Origin of the sequence: Paenarthrobacter sp. YJN-5, from assembly GCF_015040095.1 — a bacterium.
GTDB classification, from domain to species: Bacteria; Actinomycetota; Actinomycetes; order Actinomycetales; family Micrococcaceae; genus Arthrobacter; species Arthrobacter ureafaciens.
Genome location: NZ_CP053544.1, coordinates 4346258 through 4369542, shown reverse-complemented (window position 1 = coordinate 4369542; position 23285 = coordinate 4346258). Strand labels below are relative to the sequence as shown.

Genomic DNA, 23285 nt, shown 5'->3' with positions numbered 1-23285 from the left:
CCGGAATTAGTCTTTTGCCGAACCGGGTTCGCTGAGCCGGCGGCCAAAGGCGGCGCCGGCGGCGTCGGGCAGGATGTTGGACCCCAAGCCCATGGTGCGGGACTTGACGGAGCCTCCCAGGACCGTTCCCTCACCCTTCATGAGGGCCCTGAAACCTTGCTCCGCCACCTGCGCCGCATCGTCCTTTTCTTCGCTTCCGACTTTGGTGTCCAAAAGGCCTGCCTTCTCGAAGAACGGCGTCTCCGTTGGCCCCGGCAGCAGCGTAGTGACACTGACGCCTGTGTCCTTCAGTTCATTGCGCAGCGCCTGTCCGAAGGATTGAACGAACGACTTGGAAGCCCCGTAGATCGCTTGGAAGGGCGCGGGTGTGCGGGCAATGATCGACGACGTGAACAGGATTCGGCCGCTGCTGCGGGCTGCCATGTCCCTGGCCACCCACTTCGCGATGCTGACGGTGGCGGCGACATTCAGGTCGATGATCCTCAGCTCCTGGGCGAGGTCCGTCTCGATGAAGGGCCCGCCGACGCCGATGCCGGCGTTGATGGCAGCGGCTTCGAGGGGTTTGCCGAACGCGCTGACCGCCGTCTGCAGGGTTCCGGAACCGGACCTCTCGGCCAGGTCGATCTGAAGCGGAGTCGGTGTTCCGCCCAAGCCGGCCAGGCTTTCGGCCGCGCTGCGGATGTCCTCTCCGTCGGCCACCATGATGGTGTCGAAGCCGTTGCTGAGGAACTGCTTCGCAAGCTCATAGCCGATGCCGGAGGAAGCTCCTGTGACCAAGGCCAGGGGATTGTCGCTGGTTTCCATGATTCTAAGGGTACTTAGTATTGGGTGGAATGGCACGGTGGACCCAGCCCTTTTTTGGAGCGGCGGAGGCTCTCTTTCGGTTCCCGTTCAGCCGACGTGGACCCACGGGCGCTTGGTGACATCGGGAACTGCTTCGCGAAGGACTTCCCGGGTAACGGGTGCAATTTCGCCCTCGCCGAGGACCAGGAACCTGAAGAGGTTCGTCAAGGGATTGCCTTCGGTCCAGCGGAAGTAGATGTGCGGCATGAGCCCGGTAGCGTCCCTTATGTGGAGAAGGACGGAGGCGATGGTGTTCGGGACCACCGGACCATGGACTTCAAGGATCTTGTAGCCGTGGCGTGTGACGCCGCGAACGTAGAGTTCTGTTTCGAAATCGGATGAATCGTCCACGATCACTTCGAGGAACAAGGGATCGTGAGCCAGGGGAAGGTGGCTCACCTCGATGGCCGAAGCGAGCTTATCCCGGTAGGCCGCAGCAGAAACACGCAGCGGCTCGTGGGCGATGAGGGCGATGGGGCCTTCCCAGGTGGTGGACATGAACTCCAGTGCCTGCTCGTCGAGGTGAACCCGGGTGGCATGAAGTTCAAAGGAACGCCGGACGCGGGAGAGCAGGGAAATCACCACGATGCCTAGGATGAAGATTGCCGCGATCCTGATGCCCTCCGGGCGCTCAATGACATTGGTGATGGTGGTGTAGATGAAAACAGCGGCGATGGCACCAAAGCCCACGGTTCGTTTGGGTTGTTGCTTCCGACGGGCCGACAGCGTGACGGCGACGGCGGCGGAGGTCATGAGGACCAGGACGCCGGTGGCGTAGGCACCGCCCTGGGCGTCGACGTCGGCGTCGAAGATGACCGTGATGAAGAACGCCACGAACGTGAAAACGAGCACCAACGGTCGGACGGCCTTGGCCCAGTCCGGGGCCATGCCGTACCGGGGAAGGTACCTCGGTACCAGGTTCAGCAGACCGGCCATGGCGGAGGCGCCGGCGAACCACAGGATTGCGATGGTGCTGATGTCGTAGACGCTGCCGAACCCGGTCCCCAGGTACTCGTGGGCGAGGTAGGCCATCGCGCGGCCGTTCGCCTCTCCGCCTGCTTGGAATTCGTGCTCCGGGATGAGGACCACGGTGATGAAGCTGGTGGTGAGGAGAAAGCCGCTCATGATCAGCGCGGCAGTGGTGAGCATGCGCCGGGTTCCCCTGATGCGGCCTGCCGGGTTGGCCTCGGAGTCCTTGGCATCGCCGCGGACCTGGGGCATCACCGCAACGCCGGTTTCGAATCCGGACAGGCCCAGGGCCAGTTTCGGGAAAACAACCAACGCGACCGCCACGGCCATGAGCGGGTTCCCATGGGAGGTCACCAAGGTGTTCCACCAACCGTTGACGGCCAGCGGATGCGTGAAGACCTGGGCCAGGGTCACGGCCACCACCACGGCATTGAGTGCAAGATACAAGGCAACCAGAACGACGGCGACTCCGATTGCTTCCCTGAATCCCCGCAGGAAGACAGCGCCCAGGAGTGCCAGCAGGAACAGGGTGATCAGCACGTTCTGCCCGTGCAACCAGCCGGGAACAACAGGATTCTCAATCAGGTGCGCAGTGGCGTCGGCAGCGGAAAGCGTCATGGTGATCATGAAGTCTGTTGCGGCGAAGCCAAGCAGGACCAGGACCAGTAGCTTGCCGCGCCAGCGGGGCAGCAAACGTTCGAGCATGGCGATGGACCCTTCGCCCCGGTGGCTTTCACCGGCCACGCGCCGGTAGACCGGCAGGGCACCGAGAAGTGTCACGGCGACCAGCACCAAGGTAGCCAGCGGCGAGATGACGCCGGCGGCGAGGGCAGCGATGGCCGGCTGGTAGCCCAGGGTAGAGAAGTAGTCCACACCCGTCAGGCACATGACCTGCCACCACGCATGCTTCCTGGTATGGGCATCGCCCACAGCACCCGGGCCCTGGTGCAGGCCTTTACTGTCCTGCAGCCCGAACAGCAGCCAGTTCTTCAGGGCCTCCCCGCCTCTTGGGCGGAGTGCAGACGGATCTGCCGGGGGCCTGCTCAAGTAGTGCCCCGTAGAGTGGTGTAACGATCCCGGCCAGTAAACGTCAGCGTGGCCACCGGGATCTTCCTTCGAGGAAACTCTCACATCCCACTCGAAAGGCGTCACACCGATGACCACTCCCTCTATTGTCGACCCTGCCACCGTCCTCACCAACGCGCTGGGCGACGCATCACCGGATCTGATGCGCACCCTGCTGCAAACCATGATCAACACCCTCCTCTCAGCCGAAGCAGATGCGATCTGCGGCGCCGAGTACGGGAAGCCCTCTGCTGACCGAGTGAATTCCCGCAACGGATACCGCACCCGTGAACTCGATACGCGTGTCGGAACCATAGACGTCGCGATCCCGAAGCTCCGCTCCGGCACGTACTTCCCCGAGTGGCTCCTCGAACGTCGCAAACGCTCAGAAGCGGCGATGATCACCGTCGTCGCTGACGCCTACCTCGCTGGCGTCTCAACGAGGCGGATGGACAAACTCGTGAAGACCCTTGGCATCCATTCCCTGTCGAAGTCGCAGGTCTCCCGAATGGCCGCCGATATGGACGAGCATGTGCGTGAGTTTCGCACGAGGCCGTTAGGTGAGGCCGGCCCGTTCACGTTCGTCGCGTGCGACGCACTCACGATGAAAGTGCGTGAGGGCGGGCGGGTGATCAACACCATGGTGCTCGTCGCGACCGGGGTGAACGCTGACGGGCATCGGGAAGTCCTGGGCATGCAAGTGGCGACCGCGGAGACCACGATGGCGTGGAACGGGTTCTTCGCAGACCTTGTCGCGCGCGGCCTCACCGGGGTGAAACTCATCACCTCTGACGCGCACGCTGGCCTCGTTGAAGCGATGCGCGCGAACTTCCCTGGGACGTCGTGGCAACGGTGTCGCACGCACTACGCTGCGAACCTGATGTCAGTGACCCCGAAGAGCATGTGGCCGGCGGTGAAAGCGATGCTGCATTCCGTGTACGACCAACCCGACCAGAAAAGTGTTGAGGCCCAATTCGACCGGCTCCTGGACTACGTCGAGGACAAACTCCCCGAAGTGCACGACCACCTCGATGCTGCCCGGGCTGACATTCTCGCGTTCACCACGTTCCCGAAAGATGTGTGGCAGCAGATCTGGTCGAATAACCCGAACGAGCGCCTGAACCGTGAGATCCGCCGCAGGACCGATGTGGTGGGGATCTTCCCGAACCGGGCCGCGATCACCCGCCTCGTCGGGGCCGTTCTTGCGGAGCAGTCTGACGAATGGGCCGAGGGTCGTCGTTACCTCGGTCTTGACGTTCTCGCGAGGTGCCGCCTCACGCTCGTGGGTACCGACACTATCGGCCAGCACCATGAGCTCCCCGAGCTCGGGGCCGCAGCATGAGCGCCCCCACTCCTGGGCTGTACTCCGACACCGTGAGTGAGCTCGTCGCGAGCATCTGCAATCACAACGAAAACTAGCCCCCACATCCTTGAAGGATCACGAAACGGTTACACCACTCCACGGGACTTGACCCCTGCTCAACGTGGTCATGGATTCCTTTCCGCGCTGCAAGACGTCGGCACCGCGTTCAGTGCGAAGCTAACACCGGCCATGAACGGCGGATCGGGAAAGGAGTTTTTCTTGATAAATCTTTTACGCCCGCCACTGCGGAACATTCGCGGGCCCGCGCGCGGCCGGTTTCAAGGCTCGAAGCGGTACCCCATCCCGGCCTCGGTGAGCAGATGTTTGGGCCGGGCAGGGTCGCTTTCGAGCTTCCGGCGCAGCTGCCCCATGTAGACGCGCAGGTAATGGGTCTCGTCGGCATAACCCGGCCCCCACACTTTTGCCAGCATCTGCTGTTGGGTGATGAGCTTGCCGGGGTTCCGCACCAGCAGTTCAAGGATCGCCCACTCCCGGGGCGTTAAACGGACCGCTGCTCCGTTCCGCAGCACCTTGCGGTTGGCCAGGTCGACCTCAAAATCCCCGACGTCGACCGTCGGGCCGTGTGCCCCGACGTCGGGGGCCAAACGGCGCCCGGCGACGCGGAGCCGCGCCAGAAGCTCATCGAGTCCGAACGGCTTGGTGACGTAGTCGTCGGCACCGGCATCCAGCGCCCGCACCTTGTCGACGGACCCGTGGCGGGCTGAAAGGACAATGATCGGCGTGATGCTGGTGCGGCGGATCCTGGCGATGACGTCCACGCCGTTGATGTCCGGCAGCCCGAGATCCAGGACGATGACATCGGGCGCGCTGGTTTCGGCGTGGTTCAAAGCTGACAGTCCGTCCAACGCCGTCAACACCCGGTAGCCCTCGGCCTGCAGGTTGATTTGCAGGGCCCGAAGGAGCTGCGGTTCGTCATCCACCACCAGAACGGTCCTCACGATGCGCTCCCTACGGCCCTCTTGGACGGGCCGGTGCTGCCCGGGCCGGTGCTGCCCGGACCTGTGGAGAGCGGCAACCGGATCACCATCGTCAGGCCGCCACCCGGCGTCGGTTGGGCAATCAGCTCACCGCCCATCGCTTCGGTGAAGCCCTTCGCCACAGCCAACCCCAAACCTATGCCCGAGCCTTCCGGGGCATCATCGAGCCGTTGAAAAGGCTGGAACATCGCCACCACGCCGCCCTCCGCGACGCCTTGGCCGTGATCGACAATCCGGAGCTCGCCGCAGGGTCGGCCATTCACCATGGCAACCCCGGCTGCGCCGGACGCGCCAACAATGACGACGTCGGACCCGGGTGCATATTTCAGCGCGTTCTCAACGATGTTGGCAATGACCCGTTCAAGCATGCCGATGTCCGCCTCGATCACCGGCATGTTGGGGGCGAGCTCTACCCGGATCCCTCGCGAAGGCAGGCCCCGCAAGGCGTCCTCAATGGCATCGCGCCACGTCACCGGGGCGGACAACGGAGTGGCCGAACCGCTGGATATGCGTGACATGTCCAGCAGTCTGGCGATCAGTGAGTCGAGCCGGTCGGCATAGGAATCGATGGTGTCCAGCATCTCTGTCTCCAAGGCTTCGGGCAGCCGCCCTTTTTGCCGCTGCAAGGCCGTGACGGCCAGTTTGATGCCGGCCAGGGGAGTCCGCAGGTCGTGGCTGACGGCCCGAAGGATGGACGTGCGGATGCTGTTGCCCTCAGCCAGTTTCCTGGTGCTTCTGAGCCTGTTGTGAAGAAGCTCCCGCTGGCGCAGCAGGAGAAGATGGGCGCCGTGGGCGGACAGGAGCCGCCGATCGCCCGCCGTTAAGGTCCGGCCGGACAGCACCAGCGCAGTATGGGGATCAGCCAGCTCGACGGCGTCAGTACCTGGCGTTGCTGCGTCCGGTGAGGGTGGCCTGCTTCCGGAAAAGGCCTGCAGCTGCCAGGGCCGGTCGTTCGCGTCGGATGGCCTGGTGAAAAGGCCTGCAGATTGCACCTGGAAGGTCTCCCGGGTCTTGCCGAGGAAAGCTTCCACGGAATCGTCCGATATCAAGGCGTCCCTGGCCAGGCCGGCCAAGGTCCCGGCCTCGGCTTGGGCCCGGGCGGCTTCACGGGTCCTTCGCGTGGAAATGTCCACGAGCAGTGACACCGATACTGCTGCGCAGAGGAATACCAGCAACGCAAAGAAGTTCTGGGGATTGCTGATGCCCAGCGTCCCTACCGGCTCCGTCTCGAAGTAATTCAACAGCAACGAATCCAGAAGGGCTGCCAGCACTGCCGGCCACATGCCACCAACGAACGCTACGGTCACAACCCCGGTCAGGTGGATGAGTACGTGCGTGGCGAGGTTCAGATCGGGGACAACTGCCAACACAGCGGTACTCAGGGCCGGCAGGAGGAACGCCAGGATGAATCCCGCGATTGTCCTGGTCCGCCCCAAGGAGCCGGACGGGAGCTGCGGGAGGGTCCAGGCCCCGGGCGGACGGGAGACCATGTGAACGTCGATATCTCCCGATCCGCTCACGACCCTGTAGCCCACGTTGCCGCCCAACACCCGGGTGGCAAGCCGGCGGTGCGGTACGCCCACCACGATCTGCGTAGCATTCACGCTCCGGGCAAACTCCAGTAAGGACTTTGCAACGTCCTTTCCGACAAGCGTGTGATAGCTGCCGCCCAACTCCTCAACCAGCCGGCGCTGCTCAACCAACAAGCGGGAATCCGCCGTCGGGTTCTCTCCGGGGCGGGCTACATGGACAGCCAGCAAGTCCCCGCCATTGATCCGGGACAGGATACGGAAAGCCCGCCGGATCAACGCCTCGTCGTCCGGGCCGTCGCCTAGCGCTACCACAACGCGCTCGCGGGCAGGCCACGTCGCAGTGATGCCTTCATTGGCCCGGTATTCAGCCAATCCCTCGTCCACCCTGTCCGCCAGCCAGATCAAGGCGATCTCGCGAAGAGCAGTGAGGTTGCCAAGCCGGAATTCATTGGCAAGGGCAGCGTCCACCATGTCCTGCGGGTAGATGTTCCCGGCCAACAGCCGTTCCTGGAGTAGCTCCGGCGCAATATCAACGAGTTCAATGTGGTCCGCGCGGCGCACAATGTCATCCGGAATGGTTTCCGGTGGCGGTTGTCCCGTTATTGAGGAGACGACGTCGCTCAGCGAAGCCAAGTGCTGGATACTGGCGGTCGACAGCACATCAACCCCGGACGCGAGCAGCAGTTCGATGTCCTGCCACCTATGCGCGAACCGGCTCCCCGGGGAGTTGGAATGGGCGATGTCGTCCACAACCACAATGTCCGGATGCCGTCTTATCACTGCGTCCACGTCCCAGTCCGGATCCGGGCCACCGGAAAGGCCGCCTTGGCGGTGCCCTATGGCCTCGAGACCCGGGACGAGGCCCTGGATGTCCTTCCTCCCGTGATCGTCGATGATGCCGACAACAACATCCCGGCCCAGCGCCGCAAGCTGACGGGCTTCCTGGAGCATGGCGAAAGTCTTACCCACACCAGGCGCCGAGCCCAGAAAAACGCGAAGAGTACCTCTTGCCACACTCACAGTCTTGCACCATCAAACGCTGCCGGCGTAGGACGCTGGAGTCCTCGGGTCAAGAAACCCCGGTGTTCGGGGGGCGGGCCCTATCCGTCCAGAGGTCGACAGCCCTCGGCCAGCACTTCCGCCGGCTTGCCGGCAGGCCTGTGGAAGGAATCCAAATACAGTCTGTAGGAGACAACGCTGGCGCTCGCGGGCCCGGCTGAGCACTCGCACCTGTAAACGAAACGCATCCAGGCATGACCGACCAGCGCCCGCACCCAGGCTTCGCACTCGTCCGCCGGGATCTCCGCGTGCAGCCCGGTTTCCTCGTGGTGGGCGGCCAGGGAAAGCGTGACGCACGTCCCGGACGGCGCTGGTCCAAGGGCGAACCAGCCAAGCTCCACAACTTCTGCAACCAGCGTCAGTTTGATGGTGGCGTCCTCCATGGAAGGGACTGGTCCCAGTCGGTGGAGGCGGCGACCGGAGCGGTGGTCACTGGGCGATGTGAGATCTGCCAGGAGACTCTTCAGCTCCGGCCCATGGGCGTGCTGTATGCGGGCGGCCAATTCCGTTGCGGAGGCAACGCGCGTATCCATGGCTTTTTCCATACTGCGCACGACGCCTCCCAACCGTTACCTACACGCAGGAGCGAGACTACCCGGCGGGGAATTAATTAGCCAGAGCCATGCCACTATTCCTGCAGTAGTCCCGTTTCATCCAGGACGAGGCTGGCCGTCACGACTCTCTGGCACTGCTCACCGAAGGGGAATCCACCCTTGGGGGTGAAGGTCAGCGTCCGTGACGGAAGAGCAGTTCCTGCCGGCGCGGTGCCGCTCACCGTCGCGTCCAGGGGGGATTCAGCCAACGCCGGCAACTCGAGGAATCCACGCATGGTCCCGTCGGGGGAGGACTTCGCGGAGCACACGCCCTCCGGCGTGCAGCCCTGATCGACGGACACGGAACCGGGGTACAGCGCCACGTCGCCTTCCGTGCACACCCCGTCCTGGCAGGCTTTGAGGTGGAGCGTGCCCACTGAAGCCGAGTACCCGGCCGTCACCGCCACTGATACTCCGGCAACTTGCCCCATGGCAGGGCAGGCAACAGGGCCTTCCCAGCAGCCGTGCAGCAATCCCACGGTTCCCGCCAGCGTCAACGCCAATGTCATCCTGCCCATGGCTTCAGGGTAGGCGCGCACCCCGGCGAGGACTAGGCCGGAAGCCGCAAACCGCCGTCGTGCATTTCTGCCAGACCGTCCTTCAACAGCCCGTCCAGGGCGCGCTCAAGTTGTTCGGGGGCTGAATTGAGCCGGTGCAGCGCGGCCAGCGGGACTCCGATGCCGCTGGGCGCGAACCCGAGATCCGCAGGCGCCTGCTCGAACATCTCGCGCGGAACGGGACCCGCGGCTTCGCGGAGGACGGCCATCACGGCACCGCGGACCTGCCGGTCGGTGCCGTGCCACGCCTGGCCCTTGGGGGTGTACGACGGCGGCGGCTCACCGGCCGCGAGCCACGCGCAGCTGGCGCGGACCGGGCAGTCCACGCACTTGGGATTGCGGGCCGTGCAAACCATCGCGCCAAGCTCCATGGCGGACGCGTTCCAGCGGACGGACAGCCCACGGTCCTCGGGTAGCAGCGCCTCCGCGAGGCGCATTTCCGCCGCCGTCAGGGCCGGTGCCGGGAGGGCCTGCCCGGAGATGAGGCGGGCATGCACCCGCCGGATGTTGGTGTCCACCACAGTTTCCCGTCGACCGAAAGCAAAAGCCGCGACGGCGGCTGCGGTGTAGGAGCCCACGCCGGGCAAGCCCAGCAGTTCCGCGTAGTTGTCCGGCACCTCACCTTTGTGCTGGTCCCGGATGGCGACGGCGGCGGCGTGCAGTCGGAGGGCCCGGCGCGGGTAGCCGAGGCGGCCCCAGTGGCGGACGGCGTCGCCCGAGGGCTGACTGGCGAGGTCCACGGGAGTTGGCCAGCGCTCCATCCAGTCGCGCCAGACAGGGAGCACACGGACCACCGGGGTTTGTTGGAGCATGACTTCGCTGACCAGGATTCCCCACGGGCTGCAGTCAGGCTCACGCCAGGGTAGGTCACGGGCATTGGCGTCAAACCACTGGTCCAAAGCCTCATGGAGCAGCGACAGATGGCCGGTATTTTTCGGTGTCATGCTGCCCTCTACTGTAGTTGACCAGAGGCCTCCCGCTTGGCGGCCGGGGCACCATGGCGGACGTCACATTGCCCGCAGGCGGCGTGGTGGTGAGGTCCCTTGAGGGTCAGCCGCCTAGCCTAGAAATATGGCCACCCAGGGTAAGCAGCAGTCGTCAGCGCGCTCTTCTGCGCCGACGCAAAAGCGGCGCCCAAGCCCGGCCGTGTACCGGCGTCGGCGCCTTGTTGTCCTCATCGGCCTGCTGGTGGTGATCGCCTTGCTCGTTGCTGGTATTTCAGCCATCACCCGTGCGCTTGCCAGCGGTTCCGAGCCCGAGGCTGTGGCTACACCCTTCCAAACCACGCCGCCGTCCCCGGCTGCTGCTCCGTCCGGCGCGACCGCCACGCCTACTGCCTCCCCAACGCCCGTTTGCGACTTCAACGGCATGACGGTGGCGGCAAAAACCGACAAGCCGGCATACGGGCCGGAGGAAATGCCGTTGCTCACCATGACCATCACCAACGGCGGATCCGCGCCCTGCGAGGTGAACGTGGGCACTTCCCAAATGGAGTACCTGGTGATGAGTGGATCGGACCGCATCTTCTCCTCCAAGGACTGCCAGACAGGCGGCGTGGACCTCATCAAGACCATCCAGCCGGGCAAGAGCGAAACCGCGAACTTCCCATGGCAACGCAACCGGACACTGGAAGGCTGCGGTGCGATCAACGCCAAGCCGGGCGGGGGCGGTGCGTACTACACGTTCGAGGCGCGGCTGGGAAACAAGACCAGCCCGAAGGCCGTGTTCCAGCTGAACTAGGCCCGTCTCCGGTTGTTTAGAGGAACCTGTCCAGAAGGCTTGCCTCTGCCATGCGGCTCAAGCCTTCACGGACGGTCCGGGCGCGCTGGTCTCCGATGCCGTCCACGGTCATGAGGTCCTCAATGGTTGCCGCCATGAGGTTCTGGAGGCCTCCGAAGTAATCCACCAGCCTGTCGGCCACGGCCTTGGGAACGGACTTCAAACCGGACAGAAGCCTGTAGCCGCGCGGCTGGACCACGGCATCCAGCTGCTCAACCCCACCGGCGAAGCCGATGATGTGGGCGATCTTGCTGAGGTCGATGAGTTCGGTGGGGCCGAGGTTCAGAAGCGCTTGAACAGAGGCCTCAATGTCTTCGGGCGTCGCGTCCGGATCGGCATAATCGCGGATAATGACGTCGATTCCAGGACCCCGGCCCATGGTGAGTTCTTCCACCTGGAGGGACAGAAGGCGGCCGTCCTCGCCCAGTTCCAACACGTACTGGGCGATTTCCTCGGAGATCCGGCGGACCATTTCCTGGCGCTGCAGCGTCACCGCAACATCCCTGACCGTGACCAAGGCTTCAATTTCCAGGGCCGAAAGCGAGCTGGTGACCTGGTCCAGGCGGGCGCTGTAGCGTTCCAGCGTAGCGAGGGCCTGGTTGGCGCGGGCCAGAACCTTTTCCGAACCCTCCAGAACGTGGCGCAAACCGTTCACGTAGAGGGCGATGATCTGCATTGACTGGCTGACCGAAATGACCGGAACGCCGGTCTGGATGGCCACGCGCTCGGCCGTGCGGTGCCTTGTGCCTGATTCCTGGGTCTCGATACTGGAATCAGGAACCAGCTGGACAGCGGCCTTGATGATGTTGCTGGCGTCCTTGTCACAGACGATTGCGCCGTCCATCTTGGCGAGCTCACGGAGGCGGGTGGGAGAGAACTCGATGCCGATCTCAAACCCGCCCGAGCAGATCGAATCGATGGTGCGGTCCGAGCCCAGTACGATCAACGCGCCGGTACGGCCACGGAGGATGCGTTCCAAACCGTCACGCAGGGGAGTTCCGGGTGCGACTCTGGCCAGAGTCGCCTTGAGCGATTCTTCCGGGCTCCGGGCCATAGGGTTTCCCTTCGAAGGTGCAAGCCACGGCTCACAGACAAGCTGAATCCGGCATCCGGCGGCATGGAACAAAAATGCCCTGATGACGGCTAGCACCATGATATGGCTTCCGGACACCCTTAACCGCACCAGCAAGCCCCAAAGTGGGCCATTTCGTTATGTTTGGGATGGCTCCGAAAGTGGATGGCCGGCGTTGTTTGGGGGGTGCACTTCCTGCCCAAGAGTCTGGACATCGGCTGATGCCACGTCAGCCGATGATCGGTCTTTCTTCGGGGAGTTGATAGAGACGGGGCCGGTTGGAGAGTGCGAGGGCGGAGGCAACTGTGATGGTCCCGATGCGTCCGGCGAACATGAGTGTGATGAGGACCCATTGGGCGTCCGCGGGCAGGTCGTAGGTGATTCCGGTGCTGACGCCGACGGTGGCGAATGCCGAGATCGCTTCGAAAAGGACCCGGTCCAGGCTGTGGTCGGTGAAGATGAGCAGGAGCAGGGTACCTGTGATGACGGAGCCGACGCCGAGCAGTGCCACCGATAAGGCCTGGCGTTGCGCCGATGAGCTGATGGAGCGGTGGGCGATGGTGACGTGCTCGCGTCCGCGGATTTCGTTCCAGATGGCGAAGGCCAGGAGAAGGAAAGTGGTGACTTTGATGCCGCCGGCGGTTCCGGCGCTGCCGCCGCCGATGAACATCAGGATGTTAGTGACCATGAGTGTTTCGGGTGATGCGACGCCGTAGTCGATGGTGTTGAACCCGGCGGTGCGCGGGAACACAGTTCCGGCGAACACGGCGAGTAGCTTTCCTCCAGTGGGCAACTGGCCGATGGTCTGGTCGCGGTTCCATTCAAAGGTGCCGAAGAGTACTGCACCGAGTATGAGTAGGCCGATGGTGCCGTAGATGGTCAGGCGTAGGTGCACGGACCAGGCTTTGGGTCGGAACCCGTCCTTGTAGAGCGCGATAAGCACCGGGAACCCGAGTCCGCCTGTGATCACAGCGAGGCAGATGGGGACGATGATCCAAGGATCTGAGGCAAATCCCATGAGGTTGTCGCTGTAGAGGGCGAAGCCGGCGTTGTTGAAGGCGGAGATTGCGTGGAAAACCCCATGCCAAAGGGCAGTGCCGGCGTCTGCGTCGTAGGCGAGCCAGAACCTGCCGGCCAGGACCAGTGCGGTGACCGCTTCGACGGTCAGCATAATCCGTGCCACACGGAAGAGGACGGAGCGGACATCACCGAAGTTCAGGGTGTGCGTTTCTGTCTGGGCTACCAGTTGTCCCCTGAGGCCGATTGTCTTGCGGACCAGCAGTGAGAGCAGAGTCGCCAGAGTCATGATCCCGAACCCGCCAACCTGAATTAGTCCCAGGATCACGACATGCCCGAAGGGAGTCCAGTAGCTGGGGGTGTCAACGGTGATCAGGCCCGTGACGCACACCGCCGACACTGAAGTAAACAAGGCCGGGAGCCCGGCGTCATCACCTGTTGCTGTCCTGGATATGGGAAGAGTGAGCAGCCCTGTCCCGAGAAGGATGACGGCGAGGAAGGCCAGGGGAACGGACCGGACCGGGTGAAGAGTAGCGCGGGCCAGCTTACCGCTGTGCCGTCCTGCTTCCTTCCACCACTCATCCGTGCTTATGCCAGCGGCTCCTGGTTTCGGTGTTACCTTACGCAACCTCATGTCGCTTCAGCTGACGTGCCGCGTAGACACCGGGGACTGTCCGGCGGGAGAAAGCCTATGGTCGTGCAAGGTGTCGTGTGCGTGCATTCGGGCGTCGCCTCGTTGTCGTTCCGCTCTGGGCCTGAGCAGCGTAGCACCGGGCTTGGCGGCATCCGGGGGAAAGGTCCTCAGCCTTTACGAATCCTTAACGCCTTGGGTAGGGAAGGCCAAAGGATGGCGGCACGGAACGTGCTAAGCGCACTGGCAGCCGTGAACCCGGCAACTGTGTCCCGTAGACTTGAATCCAGGTGAGCCGGGAAGTCTGGTCGGCATGGTTACTTGTCGTCTTGCTTTAGGAGCATCCCATGCCTTTGCCACCTGCCGGTGCCCGGCCCTCAATCCTTGGTCGTGGCAGTTATTCGGAATCGTTGCGTATCGGTGCGATCCTCCGGAAAGAGACCGTCGGCGGCGCACTGTTGGTCGTTGCCACCGTGATCGCGTTGGTGTGGGCAAATTCGCCGGCGTCGGAGAGTTACTTTGCACTGCGCGACTTCAAGATCGGGTACGAACCGTGGCATCTTGAGTTGAGCCTGGGCGCCTGGGCGGCCGATGGGTTGCTGGCGATCTTCTTCTTCTTGGTCGGTCTTGAGCTTAAGCGCGAGTTTGTTGCCGGCGACCTGCGGGAGTTCAGTAAGTCCGTCGTCCCGATCACTGCGGCGGTCGGCGGCGTGGTGGTACCGGCTCTTATCTATGCCCTCGTCAACGCAGCCAGCCCGGAAACGCTGCGTGGATGGGCGATCCCAACGGCAACAGACATCGCCTTTGCGGTCGCCGTCTTGGCGATCATCGGCTCCCACCTTCCCGGCGCTTTGCGGATATTCCTGCTGACCTTGGCCGTGGTCGATGACCTGATCGCCATCACCATCATCGCTGTCTTTTACTCCACCGACATCCAACCGGCCCCGTTGTTTATGGCACTCATACCACTTGGGGTCTACGCGTTCCTGGCGCAGAAGTACCGTCGATTCTTCGGCACCAGAGCTGCCGCTGCGTGGCTGATCCTGTTGCCTCTGGGCGTTGTGACTTGGGCGCTTGTCCATGCCTCGGGAATCCACGCCACAGTCGCTGGTGTTTTGCTGGGCTTGGCCGTACCGGTCATCCGCTCCAAAGCAAGCGGCGGCCCAACCGCCGGTCCGGGGTTATCCGAGATCTTCGAACACCGCTTCCGGCCCATCTCCGCCGGTATCGCTGTGCCGGTCTTCGCTTTCTTCTCCGCAGGGGTGGCCCTGGGAGGATGGGACGGACTGGCATCGGCCATGACTGACCCGGTCGCTGCGGGCATCATAATCGCCTTGGTGGTCGGAAAGCCCGTCGGGATCCTGACGACTACATGGCTCCTGACCAAAGCCACCCGGGCCGCACTGGACAAGTCACTGGCGTGGATCGATGTGCTGGGCGTGTCGATGCTGGCCGGGATTGGGTTCACTGTCTCCTTACTGGTTGCAGAGCTAAGCTTCGGGCAGGGCAATCCCCATGATGACCACGCGAAAGTTGCGATCCTTGCCGCATCCCTCGTGGCAGCGCTGCTCGCTGCGGCAGTGCTCAGCACCAGAAACCGCCACTACCGCCTGGCTGAAGCCGAAGAAACAGCTGACGCCAACAATGACGGCATCCCCGACGTCTACCAGCAAGACAAACCACAGAACAACGCTGGTGGCGCCGCTAACCAGCCAAAACCGTGACCTTTGTAGTGCCTGGGCCGGCTCTTCCGCGCGTTGTACGGCGATTGTAGTATGTCGCTTGGAGAGCCGGGAAGCCTGGTCGGCCCACACGCGTGACGGCGTGCGGCTCGCTGCGGCTACCGCCGGGGCGTGATCACTGCGACCCAAAGGAACGTGTCCGGCCATGCGCACAGATCCCTCTTCTGTCATCCAGATTTCCCGCCTCGTCAAGAACTTCGGCAGTACCGTTGCGCTTTCAGGGCTGGAGCTGTCCGTCCGTGCCGGCGAGGTTCACGGCTTCCTCGGTCCCAACGGGGCGGGAAAATCGACGACCCTTCGCATCCTCCTCGGGTTGATCCGACCCACTTCCGGGTCGGTGCATGTTTTCGGGACTGACCCATGGGTTGATCCGGTAGCAGTGCACCGGGACATCGCCTACGTCCCGGGAGATGTGACACTCTGGCCTAACCTGACCGGCGGGGAAGTGATAGACCTGCTCGGCGGGCTCCGCGGCGGAGTCGATGAGGCCCTGCGCCGGGAGCTCATCGATGAGTTTGAGTTTGATCCTTCGAAGAAGGCACGAACTTACTCAAAGGGAAACCGACAGAAGGCGGCCCTGATCGCAGCGTTTTCCCGCCCGGCCAGGCTGTATCTTCTGGACGAACCCAGTTCAGGGCTGGACCCCGTCATGGACGCTGCGTTCCGGCGGCATATCCGCCGGGTCAAAGCGGATGGGGCTACGGTCCTGCTATCGAGCCATGTTTTGGCCGAAGTAGAACAGCTCTGTGACCGAGTCACGATCATCCGGTCCGGGGCTGCGGTCGAAACCGGAACCCTCACGGAATTGCGGCACCTGACCCGCACCAGGTTCCAAGTCACCACGACCGCAGACCCGCACTCGCTTGCTGCGTGGCCGGGTATTCGAGACTTGCATGTTGACGGATCGACCATTGTTTTCGACGCCGACACTGCGGATCTGCACTCTGTCCTGGATGCCTTGGCGTCAGCCGGAATCACCGCGATCACGGCCGCGCCTCCGTCTTTGGAGGAGTTGTTCCTGCGCCACTACGGCGACCAAATCGCGGGCAAGGAAAGTGAGGCACGGTGATGAGTGCTGTCGGCACACTGGCCCTGCTTCAAGCACGCAGGGACCGTTGGGAACTAGCTGTTTGGATCGGAGGCATCGCAGGGCTGGGATTCGCGGCAGCGACCGCTATCTCCACGCAGTTCGGGGCGGACAATGAACGCGCTGCCCTGATCACGGTTGCGGCTGCCAGCCCGGCTTTCCTGTTCCTGCGCGGACTGCCGGACGGCATCAGCACCGGGGCGGTCACCTTTTTTCAGGGCTATTCCTTTATGGCGGTCCTCGCGGGGCTGATGAGCACGTTCCTGGTCATCCGCCACACCCGCGATGACGAAGACCAAGGCCGTGCAGAGTTCATCGGTTCCACCCCAGTGCCTCGCCCGGCGCCCCTGTACGCAGCCCTGCTACTGGGATTATCAGCCAACGCCATGCTGGCTCTTACTGTCGGGTTGGGATTCATTGCGGCAGGTCTTCCTGTTCGCGGTTCCCTGCTGGCGGGAGCAGCTGTCGGAGGAGTGGGACTGCTTTTCGCAGCAGCTGCTGCGGGGGTCGCGCAGATCATGCCCTCGGCCCGAAGCGCTAACGGTACGGCAGCGGCATTAGTCGGGGTGGCATATCTGATGCGTGGTGCGGGGGACGCCCTTGGCACCCCGGATCAGTCCATGTTGCGCGTTGTCCCAGGGTGGCCCTCGCTGTTCTCACCCATCGGCTGGGGCCAACGTATCCGTCCTTACACGGATACAGACCTGTCTCCCTTGCTAGTTCTCACTGGCTCCGCACTGGTTTTGGCGGCAGTTGCCGTGACACTCAGAAAAGGCAGGGACCTGGGGGACAGCTACCTCCACGCACGAGATAACGGTCCCGAACGCGCAGGGCCGGGCATAAGGTCCGTGATGGGCCTTGCATGGCGGCTCCAGCGGGGAACACTGGTTGGGTGGTGCTTCACGGCGGCCGTGCTGGGTCTGGTGGCCGGAGCGCTGGGGCCGGTGATCAGGGACGCCCTCGTAGGAAACCCCTCAATCGCCGAGCTGATATCCCGGCTAGTCCCCGTCAAAGCCAACATGATCGACCTGTTCACCACCGCCATGCTTGGCCTTGGTGGTGTGATGGCAGCTGCCGCCGGTATCCAGGCCGTGCTCCGGCTTCGGGTTGAAGAAGTCGAAGGGCGGGCCGAACTGCTGCTGTCAGTGCCCACACCACGCATCCGCTGGCTTACAGGCACCTTGGCCGTCGCAGCGCTCTCCACCGCCGCCATTCCTGTCATCACCGGGGCTGTGGCTGCCACAGTGCTTGCGGTCTCACAAGCAGGCGGGAGCAGCCCGGACATAGTGGTGGCCGCGTCCCTGGCGCACGTCCCTGCAGCACTGGTGTTCCCAGCGCTCACCGCGCTCGTGTTCGCCTTCACGCCCCGCTTATCCAGCCCCGTCGGGTGGGCGGCACTGGGGGTCGCGCTCGTCCTCGCACAGTTCGGCGAACTTCTCGGCTTGCCCGCCTGGCTCCGGGACCTTAGCCCGTTCAGGCATTCCTCGGCCATGCCGGTCGAAACTTTCAACCTTCAGGGCGCCCTGCTTATGTCCGGTATGGCCCTCATAGTGGCTGCGCTCGCGGGCCGCGCTATCTACCGCAGAGACCTCACCGTCCCATAAGAGGCTTTGTTGTTCGCAGGGCAGATCGTCCACGGACGATCTGCCCTGCGGCGCGCTCAAGGCCGTACCGCGCAGCTCGATAGCACAGCTTAGGTGATCAGCAGTTCCAGCGCCTCCGCAAGATGCCCAACCTCACGCACGGAGAAGCCTTCGGGGATGACCCCGGCTCCCGCGGGACTGGCCGGAACGATCGCGTGCGTGAAGCCGAGCCGATGGGCTTCCTGGATCCGCTGGTTGATGCCGGGCACAGGACGGACTTCACCTGCCAGCCCCACTTCGCCAAACGCGATCAGGCGCTGCGGAAGGGCCTTGCGGGACTTGGCAGATGCGACGGCGAGGGCCACCGCCAGGTCCGTTGCGGGTTCGCTCAGTTTCACCCCGCCGACGGTCGCCACATAGGAATCGTCCTTGTGCAGCATGCATCCCGCCCGCTGCTGGAGCACGGCCAGCAGCATGGCAACACGGGAACTCTCCAAGCCGCTGGTGGCCCGCCGCGGTTGGGCGTTGGCGCTGTCCGCCAAGAGTGACTGCACCTCTGCAAGGAGCGGGCGCCGCCCCTCCATGGTGACCGTGATGCAGGTACCCGAGACGGGTTCGCGGGTCCGCGAAACGAACAGTCCGCTCGGATCAGCCAGCCCCTCGATTCCGGCCTCGTTCAGGTCGAAGCAGCCGACGTCGTCCGTGGCGCCGTAGCGGTTCTTGACGGCGCGAAGCAAGCGAAGACGTGAGTGGCGCTCGCCTTCGAACTGGCACACAACATCCACCAGGTGTTCAAGGAGCCGCGGCCCGGCAATGGTTCCGTCCTTGGTGACGTGGCCAACCAGGAGAGTGGTCATGTTGCGGCGTTTGGCAGCGGCGATGATTGAAGCCGCGACTTCGCGCACTTGGGAAACACCGCCAGCGCTGCCTTCGAGGTCGGCACTGCTCAACGTCTGAACCGAGTCCACGATGAGGAGTTTGGGTTCCAGCTTTTCCACCTGGCCGAGCGCCTGGCCCAGATCCGTCTCTGCCGACAGGTAAAGGGTGTGCGCCACCGCATCGATCCGCTCGGCCCTCAACTTCACCTGTGCAGCGGACTCTTCACCCGTGATGTAGAGGACGTCCTGCCCTGTGCGGGCAAACTTCGCGGCGACGTCCAGCAGGAGTGTGGACTTCCCGACGCCGGGTTCCCCGGCGAGCAGGATGACGGCGCCGGGGACCAGTCCTCCTCCCAGCACGCGGTCGAGTTCGTCCACGCCTGTGGGCAGGAACGCTGCGGTTGTCCCGTCTACCTCAGCGATCCGGCGGGCCGGCTCCAGCACTGTAGCGGCCGCCGTCGTACGCGCAACCGTGGCGCCGTACTCCTCGACGGTTCCCCAGGCCTGGCACTCGCCGCACCGACCCACCCATTTGATGGCCGTCCAGCCGCATTCGGCGCATTTGTAAGCGGGTGTCTTGGAAGCACGGGACGTCTTGGAAGCCATGCGTTCAAGGTTAGCCGGGGGGACTGACAGGATAAGGCAGCGATCTGTTCCCGGGGCTGTTTCCGGGACAGGGGCGGGGCACGGTCATCGGGTGTTAGCTAATTGATTCGAGCCGCCACGCGGCGTCCAGCGGCTCCCGGCGAAGTGTGAAAGTCCGCAGTTCCGCCCCTGCCGTGGGGAGTTTGGCTTGGACTTGCCAGTGTTCCCGCGGGGTGTCACCTGCGGCGTCTTGCGTAAACCAGTGGTCGGCGTGGATGTCCGGGTCCACCATCCAGATCCCTCCGTCATGGCGGATGGCCATCGGGGTGCCGCCGGGGCTGAACCGGACGGCGACCTCCTGGAGTGCGCAGTTCGGGTGTTCGGGTGCCAGGGTCATGAGGGGCTTCTTTCTACTTGTCAGCCGGGTCAGGCGGCTTTGACGAGGGGGAGTTCGTCCCAGTGGGTGGTGTATCTGGGGGAGAGCATGTCGCGTTTCATGGTCCAGTCGGGTCCGCCGCGGATGCCTGCGTGCCCGAGGCCGATTGTTCCGCGTCCATAGCGTTTGGAGACGTCCTCCAGCAGGGTCCCGATGCCGCGTTCTTCGTGGGGATTTTGGAACAGTTCCAGCGGCTTCTGGTTCCCGGTGGGACGCAGGTCGGTGACCATGATTCCCGCCCGCACGTACTTCACGCCTTCGTGGATTTGGGGGAGCAGTGCATGGGCGGCCCTGGTGAGCAGCACGGGGTCGGCGGTTGGTGCGGGCAGGGTCAGGCAGACCGACGGGAAGGATTTCTCATTGGGGTTGAAGTGGGACGTAGCGGCGAACGCGGTCAGGACCTTGGCCTGCAGATCGTGTTTGGCCAGGCGGGCAGAGGCCATCTGGGCGTAGACGCTCATGACCTGCCGCAACCCTGCCGCCGCGGTGATCGGCGTGGAGAAGGAACGGGAGAAGATCAGTTGGTCCCTGCCGACGCGTTCCTCTTCCATGGGGATGCATGGTGTGCCTTGCAGTTCCAGGACGGTGCGCATCATGACGATGGAAAATTTGTCCCGGATCGCCACGGGGTTCGCCCGGGCCAGATCCAGAATCGAAAAAATGCCCATCGCGTTCAGGCGCTTGGTGAGCCGGGTGGCCACTCCCCAAATTTCGATCACGGAAAGCCGCCCCATCAGGGCCTCGCGCTGTTCCGCGGGTACTGATTCCCACCTGCATACGCCACGGAAGGCCGGATTGTGCTTGGCCCATTTGTTGCACAGCTTGGCCAAGGTTTTGGTGGGGGCTATGCCGACGCAGACGGGCACGCCGACGTGTCGCCGGCAGGCCGTACGAATAGTCCGGCCCAGCTCCAGCAGTTGCTCCGGTTCGCCTTTGACGCCCAGAAATGCTTCGTCGATTGAGTAGACCTCCAACCAGGCCGAGTAGCGGCCCAGCAATTCCATGACCCGGGCGGAGATGTCGCCGTAGAGTTCGTAGTTGCTGGAGAGGGCCATCAGACCCCATTCCTTGGCGCGGGGCCGGAGTTTGAACCACGGCTCGCCGAGGCCGATTCCCAGCTTCTTGGCTTCGGGGGAGCGGGTGACTGCGCAGCCGTCATTGTTGGAGAGCACTATTACCGGTTTGCCTTCCAGGGAAGGGTTGAAGGCGCGCTCGGCCGACGCGTAGAAGCAGTTAACGTCCACGTGCGCGATTTCCTGCATCCGGCGCATCAGTGCTGGCTTAGACATGGTGCAGGCACCTAGTGGCCACGCCCCAGATGGTGAGTTCCGACAGCGCCGGAACCACGATGTCCGGAAAGCGGGGATTGTCTGCCTGCAGAATCACGGCCGTGGGGGTGATCCGGAGCCGCTTGATGGTCAATTCACCGTCAAGCACCGCGATCACCACGGAGCCGTCCTTCGGTTCCAAGGCGCGGTTGACGATCAGTTCGTCCCCGTCACTGATCCCTGCCTGCTCCATCGACTGCCCGGTGACGCGGACGATGAATGTGCTGGTCACATCTTTGATCAGGTGCTCGTTGAGGTCGATCCGGCCCTCAAAGTAGTCCTGCGCCGGCGAGGGATAACCGGCGGCCACCGCGACCGGCGCCACCAGGATCCTCACCAGAGACAGTCCCGCATCTATCACGCGGGGGCCAACTATCACGCCCACAACACACCTTTTATTCGAATTTATGTTCGAATTTAACTGTACTGCAGGCGGCCGACAAAATAGCTTCTTAATCGAACGCATCCGAGGCGACTCTTCGCCGTGGCCCGGCCGCCAGTGCTACGAGGCCATCAGATCAGTGCGGAACGCCGTTCGATGAGGAGTGTGTCGCGCCATTGCCCGGCGAGTGGACCGTGCGGCATGCGGGCGATGCGATTGCGGCGTCCGACTACTGTGAAGCCGCGGGCCTGGTGGAATTTGAGGCTGGGTTCGTTTTCGGGGAAGACGCTGGATTGAATAGTCCAGATCCCTGCGCTCTCGGTGGAGGCGATCAGTGCCTGGAGCAGGGCGGCGCCGATGCCCTGACCGTGGGCGTCCGTGCTGACGTAGATGGAGTGTTCGACCACTCCGGCGTATGCGGTCCGGGAAGACACCGGTGTGACGGCTGCCCAGCCCACGGCGGCCCGGCCGGGTAGGCCGGCGACGTGGCGGTGGCCGGGGAGCCGCGTGGTGTTGAACGCCTCCCAGTCGGGGGCGGTGGATTCGAACGTGGCGTGGCCGCCGTCGATCCCTTCCTGGTAGATCCTTCGCACCGCGGGCCAGTCCCCGGGCTGCATTGCCCTGATCGGCGCTGCGGGGCTCACAGCGTGGCGAGCGTCGCGGCGACCTCATCGAGGGCGCCGGGGACGAGGGAGAAGTAAGCCCACGTGCCGCGCTTCTCCCGGTGCAGCAGCCCGGCCTCTACCAGTACTTTGAGGTGGTGGGACACGGTCGGTTGGCTCAGTTCCAGCGGTCCGGGGAGGTCGCATACGCACGCTTCGCCGGTGGATGAGGCCTTGACGATGGAGAGCAGCCGGAGCCGGTTCGGGTCGGCCAGGGCTTTGAAGACCAGGGCCCGTTGCTTGGCGTCCTCCGCATCGAGGGCAGCAGCGTCGGGGGCGCAGCAGCCACCGTCGGCGGTAGTAGCCGGTTCGAGGGTCAGCGGAGAAGTCATCTCCCCATTATGCCTGAATATTGACAAGCATCAATATCAAGTTGCGGTTAGGCCGCCTCTTTGGCGGGGTGCGGAACGACGACGTCGCCCGCGGCACTTCCTGCTGCGGGGAACAGGGCCAGTAGTAGGCCCAGGCCCAGTGCGGCACCAGTGATCTGGGCGAGAATGAAGCCGGGAACGGAGACCGGGACGATGCCTGCGAAGGTATCGGTGAAAATCCGGCCGATGGTCACGGCGGGGTTCGCGAACGAGGTCGAGGATGTGAACCAGTATGCGGCCCCTATGTATGCCCCGACCGCCGGGGCGGCCAGCAGTCCGCGGTTTGTGCGGGCCAAGGAGAAGATAAGAAGGATGAGCCCGGCGGTGGCGACGGCTTCGGCAACCAGGTGCCCCGGCGTGGTGCGGTCCTTGGATGAGATCGAGGTCCCGAGGTCGAACATCACGTTGGCCAGGATGCTGCCGCCGATCGCGCCTGCGACCTGCGCCACTGCGTAGGTGCCGAGTTCGGTCAGGTTCAGTCCGGTGCCATGGCGCCGGCCCAGGAACCAGTCCGCCGCGGAAACGACCGGGTTGAAGTGCGCCCCGCTGACGGGGCCGAACACCAGGATCAGCACCGTGAGCCCCAGCACCGTGGCGGTGCTGTTTTCCAGCAACTGCAGGCCGACGTCGTTCGGGGACAACTGCTGCGCGGCGATCCCGGACCCGACCACGACGGCGACAAGCAGGCAGGTGCCGATCAGTTCGGCCAAGGCGCGGCGCCATAAGGGCGGCTGCTGTGAAGTCATGCCACAA

At 63.9% G+C, this 23285-nt stretch carries 21 protein-coding genes; 5 read left to right on the top strand and 16 right to left on the bottom strand.

What is annotated here, in order from left to right; translation table 11 throughout:
* Positions 1-6 precede the first annotated feature (6 nt).
* Positions 7-804, bottom strand: a complete 798-nt coding sequence (locus tag HMI59_RS20260) for an SDR family oxidoreductase (protein ID WP_193592355.1) — start codon at positions 802-804, stop codon at positions 7-9.
* An 87-nt stretch (positions 805-891) separates the two neighbouring features.
* The gene (locus HMI59_RS20255; protein ID WP_227471651.1) at positions 892-2700 is read right to left on the bottom strand and encodes an amino acid transporter; all 1809 of its coding nucleotides are present in this window, start codon (positions 2698-2700) and stop codon (positions 892-894) included.
* 268 nt (positions 2701-2968) lie between these two features.
* Here HMI59_RS20255 and HMI59_RS20250 point away from each other — a divergent pair, with 268 nt between their 5' ends.
* A complete protein-coding gene (locus HMI59_RS20250) occupies positions 2969-4219 on the top strand; it encodes an IS256 family transposase (protein WP_193591830.1) in 1251 nt (416 codons plus the stop codon).
* Positions 4220-4518: 299 nt separating this feature from the next.
* Here the strand turns inward: HMI59_RS20250 and HMI59_RS20245 are convergent, their stop codons facing one another.
* From HMI59_RS20245 to HMI59_RS20225, 5 genes are all read right to left on the bottom strand, one after another.
* On the bottom strand, positions 4519-5199 hold the full coding sequence (locus HMI59_RS20245; protein WP_021471344.1) for a response regulator: 681 nt from the start codon (positions 5197-5199) through the stop codon (positions 4519-4521).
* Positions 5196-7784 (bottom strand): DUF4118 domain-containing protein, encoded by a 2589-nt coding sequence (locus HMI59_RS20240; RefSeq protein ID WP_193592353.1) that lies wholly within the window; start codon positions 7782-7784, stop codon positions 5196-5198. Before HMI59_RS20240 ends, HMI59_RS20245 begins: the two co-directional genes overlap by 4 nt.
* Before the next feature lie 86 nt (positions 7785-7870).
* Positions 7871-8362, bottom strand: a complete 492-nt coding sequence (locus HMI59_RS20235; RefSeq protein ID WP_166184777.1) for a hypothetical protein — start codon at positions 8360-8362, stop codon at positions 7871-7873.
* Positions 8363-8457: 95 nt separating this feature from the next.
* Complete coding sequence (locus HMI59_RS20230; protein WP_166184780.1) at positions 8458-8940, bottom strand: hypothetical protein; 483 nt, start codon at positions 8938-8940, stop codon at positions 8458-8460.
* A 32-nt stretch (positions 8941-8972) separates the two neighbouring features.
* Positions 8973-9923: an A/G-specific adenine glycosylase gene (locus HMI59_RS20225; RefSeq protein WP_193592352.1), complete on the bottom strand. Its 951-nt coding sequence runs from the start codon at positions 9921-9923 to the stop codon at positions 8973-8975.
* 127 nt (positions 9924-10050) lie between these two features.
* On the opposite strand from HMI59_RS20225, the gene HMI59_RS20220 reads away from it, so the two are divergent.
* Positions 10051-10719: a hypothetical protein gene (locus tag HMI59_RS20220; protein WP_193592351.1), complete on the top strand. Its 669-nt coding sequence runs from the start codon at positions 10051-10053 to the stop codon at positions 10717-10719.
* Positions 10720-10735: 16 nt separating this feature from the next.
* Here the strand turns inward: HMI59_RS20220 and disA are convergent, their stop codons facing one another.
* Entirely contained in the window at positions 10736-11812 is a 1077-nt protein-coding gene (gene disA / locus HMI59_RS20215; RefSeq protein WP_021471338.1) for a DNA integrity scanning diadenylate cyclase DisA, read from the bottom strand.
* Between the two features lie 247 nt (positions 11813-12059).
* Positions 12060-13481: a TrkH family potassium uptake protein gene (locus HMI59_RS20210; protein ID WP_193592350.1), complete on the bottom strand. Its 1422-nt coding sequence runs from the start codon at positions 13479-13481 to the stop codon at positions 12060-12062.
* Positions 13482-13825: 344 nt separating this feature from the next.
* Between HMI59_RS20210 and nhaA the strand changes: the two genes are divergently transcribed.
* From nhaA to HMI59_RS20195, 3 genes are all read left to right on the top strand, one after another.
* Positions 13826-15202 (top strand): Na+/H+ antiporter NhaA, encoded by a 1377-nt coding sequence (gene nhaA / locus HMI59_RS20205; protein WP_166184788.1) that lies wholly within the window; start codon positions 13826-13828, stop codon positions 15200-15202.
* A 163-nt stretch (positions 15203-15365) separates the two neighbouring features.
* Positions 15366-16289: an ABC transporter ATP-binding protein gene (locus HMI59_RS20200; RefSeq protein ID WP_166184791.1), complete on the top strand. Its 924-nt coding sequence runs from the start codon at positions 15366-15368 to the stop codon at positions 16287-16289.
* Entirely contained in the window at positions 16289-17911 is a 1623-nt protein-coding gene (locus tag HMI59_RS20195; protein ID WP_166184794.1) for an ABC transporter permease, read from the top strand. Before HMI59_RS20200 ends, HMI59_RS20195 begins: the two co-directional genes overlap by 1 nt.
* A gap of 89 nt (positions 17912-18000) precedes the next feature.
* On the opposite strand, the gene radA is transcribed toward HMI59_RS20195, so the two are convergent.
* The 7 genes from radA to HMI59_RS20160 all read right to left on the bottom strand — a co-directional run bounded on the left by radA (position 18001) and on the right by HMI59_RS20160 (position 23278).
* Entirely contained in the window at positions 18001-19374 is a 1374-nt protein-coding gene (gene radA, locus HMI59_RS20190) for a DNA repair protein RadA (protein ID WP_193592349.1), read from the bottom strand.
* A 94-nt stretch (positions 19375-19468) separates the two neighbouring features.
* Positions 19469-19750 (bottom strand): hypothetical protein, encoded by a 282-nt coding sequence (locus HMI59_RS20185; protein ID WP_193592348.1) that lies wholly within the window; start codon positions 19748-19750, stop codon positions 19469-19471.
* 29 nt (positions 19751-19779) lie between these two features.
* Entirely contained in the window at positions 19780-21078 is a 1299-nt protein-coding gene (locus tag HMI59_RS20180; RefSeq protein ID WP_193592347.1) for a Y-family DNA polymerase, read from the bottom strand.
* Complete coding sequence (locus tag HMI59_RS20175) at positions 21071-21502, bottom strand: LexA family transcriptional regulator (RefSeq protein WP_031216180.1); 432 nt, start codon at positions 21500-21502, stop codon at positions 21071-21073. Before HMI59_RS20175 ends, HMI59_RS20180 begins: the two co-directional genes overlap by 8 nt.
* A gap of 128 nt (positions 21503-21630) precedes the next feature.
* On the bottom strand, positions 21631-22116 hold the full coding sequence (locus HMI59_RS20170; RefSeq protein ID WP_193593841.1) for a GNAT family N-acetyltransferase: 486 nt from the start codon (positions 22114-22116) through the stop codon (positions 21631-21633).
* A gap of 23 nt (positions 22117-22139) precedes the next feature.
* Positions 22140-22493: a helix-turn-helix transcriptional regulator gene (locus HMI59_RS20165; RefSeq protein ID WP_193592346.1), complete on the bottom strand. Its 354-nt coding sequence runs from the start codon at positions 22491-22493 to the stop codon at positions 22140-22142.
* A gap of 47 nt (positions 22494-22540) precedes the next feature.
* Positions 22541-23278, bottom strand: a complete 738-nt coding sequence (locus HMI59_RS20160; RefSeq protein WP_193592345.1) for an MIP/aquaporin family protein — start codon at positions 23276-23278, stop codon at positions 22541-22543.
* Positions 23279-23285: the final 7 nt, after the last annotated feature.

Coding starts and splice junctions, on each gene's coding strand:
- HMI59_RS20235 (WP_166184777.1), bottom strand. CDS start 8,362: ATGGATACGCGCGTTGCCTCCGCAACGGAATTGGCCGCCCGCATACAG.
- HMI59_RS20225 (WP_193592352.1), bottom strand. CDS start 9,923: ATGACACCGAAAAATACCGGCCATCTGTCGCTGCTCCATGAGGCTTTG.
- nhaA (WP_166184788.1), top strand. CDS start 13,826: ATGCCTTTGCCACCTGCCGGTGCCCGGCCCTCAATCCTTGGTCGTGGC.
- HMI59_RS20170 (WP_193593841.1), bottom strand. CDS start 22,116: ATGCAGCCCGGGGACTGGCCCGCGGTGCGAAGGATCTACCAGGAAGGG.
- HMI59_RS20180 (WP_193592347.1), bottom strand. CDS start 21,078: ATGTCTAAGCCAGCACTGATGCGCCGGATGCAGGAAATCGCGCACGTG.
- HMI59_RS20255 (WP_227471651.1), bottom strand. CDS start 2,700: ATGTGCCTGACGGGTGTGGACTACTTCTCTACCCTGGGCTACCAGCCG.
- disA (WP_021471338.1), bottom strand. CDS start 11,812: ATGGCCCGGAGCCCGGAAGAATCGCTCAAGGCGACTCTGGCCAGAGTC.
- HMI59_RS20200 (WP_166184791.1), top strand. CDS start 15,366: ATGCGCACAGATCCCTCTTCTGTCATCCAGATTTCCCGCCTCGTCAAG.
- HMI59_RS20185 (WP_193592348.1), bottom strand. CDS start 19,750: ATGACCCTGGCACCCGAACACCCGAACTGCGCACTCCAGGAGGTCGCC.
- HMI59_RS20250 (WP_193591830.1), top strand. CDS start 2,969: ATGACCACTCCCTCTATTGTCGACCCTGCCACCGTCCTCACCAACGCG.
- HMI59_RS20260 (WP_193592355.1), bottom strand. CDS start 804: ATGGAAACCAGCGACAATCCCCTGGCCTTGGTCACAGGAGCTTCCTCC.
- HMI59_RS20165 (WP_193592346.1), bottom strand. CDS start 22,493: ATGACTTCTCCGCTGACCCTCGAACCGGCTACTACCGCCGACGGTGGC.
- HMI59_RS20220 (WP_193592351.1), top strand. CDS start 10,051: ATGGCCACCCAGGGTAAGCAGCAGTCGTCAGCGCGCTCTTCTGCGCCG.
- HMI59_RS20210 (WP_193592350.1), bottom strand. CDS start 13,481: ATGAGGTTGCGTAAGGTAACACCGAAACCAGGAGCCGCTGGCATAAGC.
- HMI59_RS20160 (WP_193592345.1), bottom strand. CDS start 23,278: ATGACTTCACAGCAGCCGCCCTTATGGCGCCGCGCCTTGGCCGAACTG.
- radA (WP_193592349.1), bottom strand. CDS start 19,374: ATGGCTTCCAAGACGTCCCGTGCTTCCAAGACACCCGCTTACAAATGC.
- HMI59_RS20230 (WP_166184780.1), bottom strand. CDS start 8,940: ATGGGCAGGATGACATTGGCGTTGACGCTGGCGGGAACCGTGGGATTG.
- HMI59_RS20195 (WP_166184794.1), top strand. CDS start 16,289: ATGAGTGCTGTCGGCACACTGGCCCTGCTTCAAGCACGCAGGGACCGT.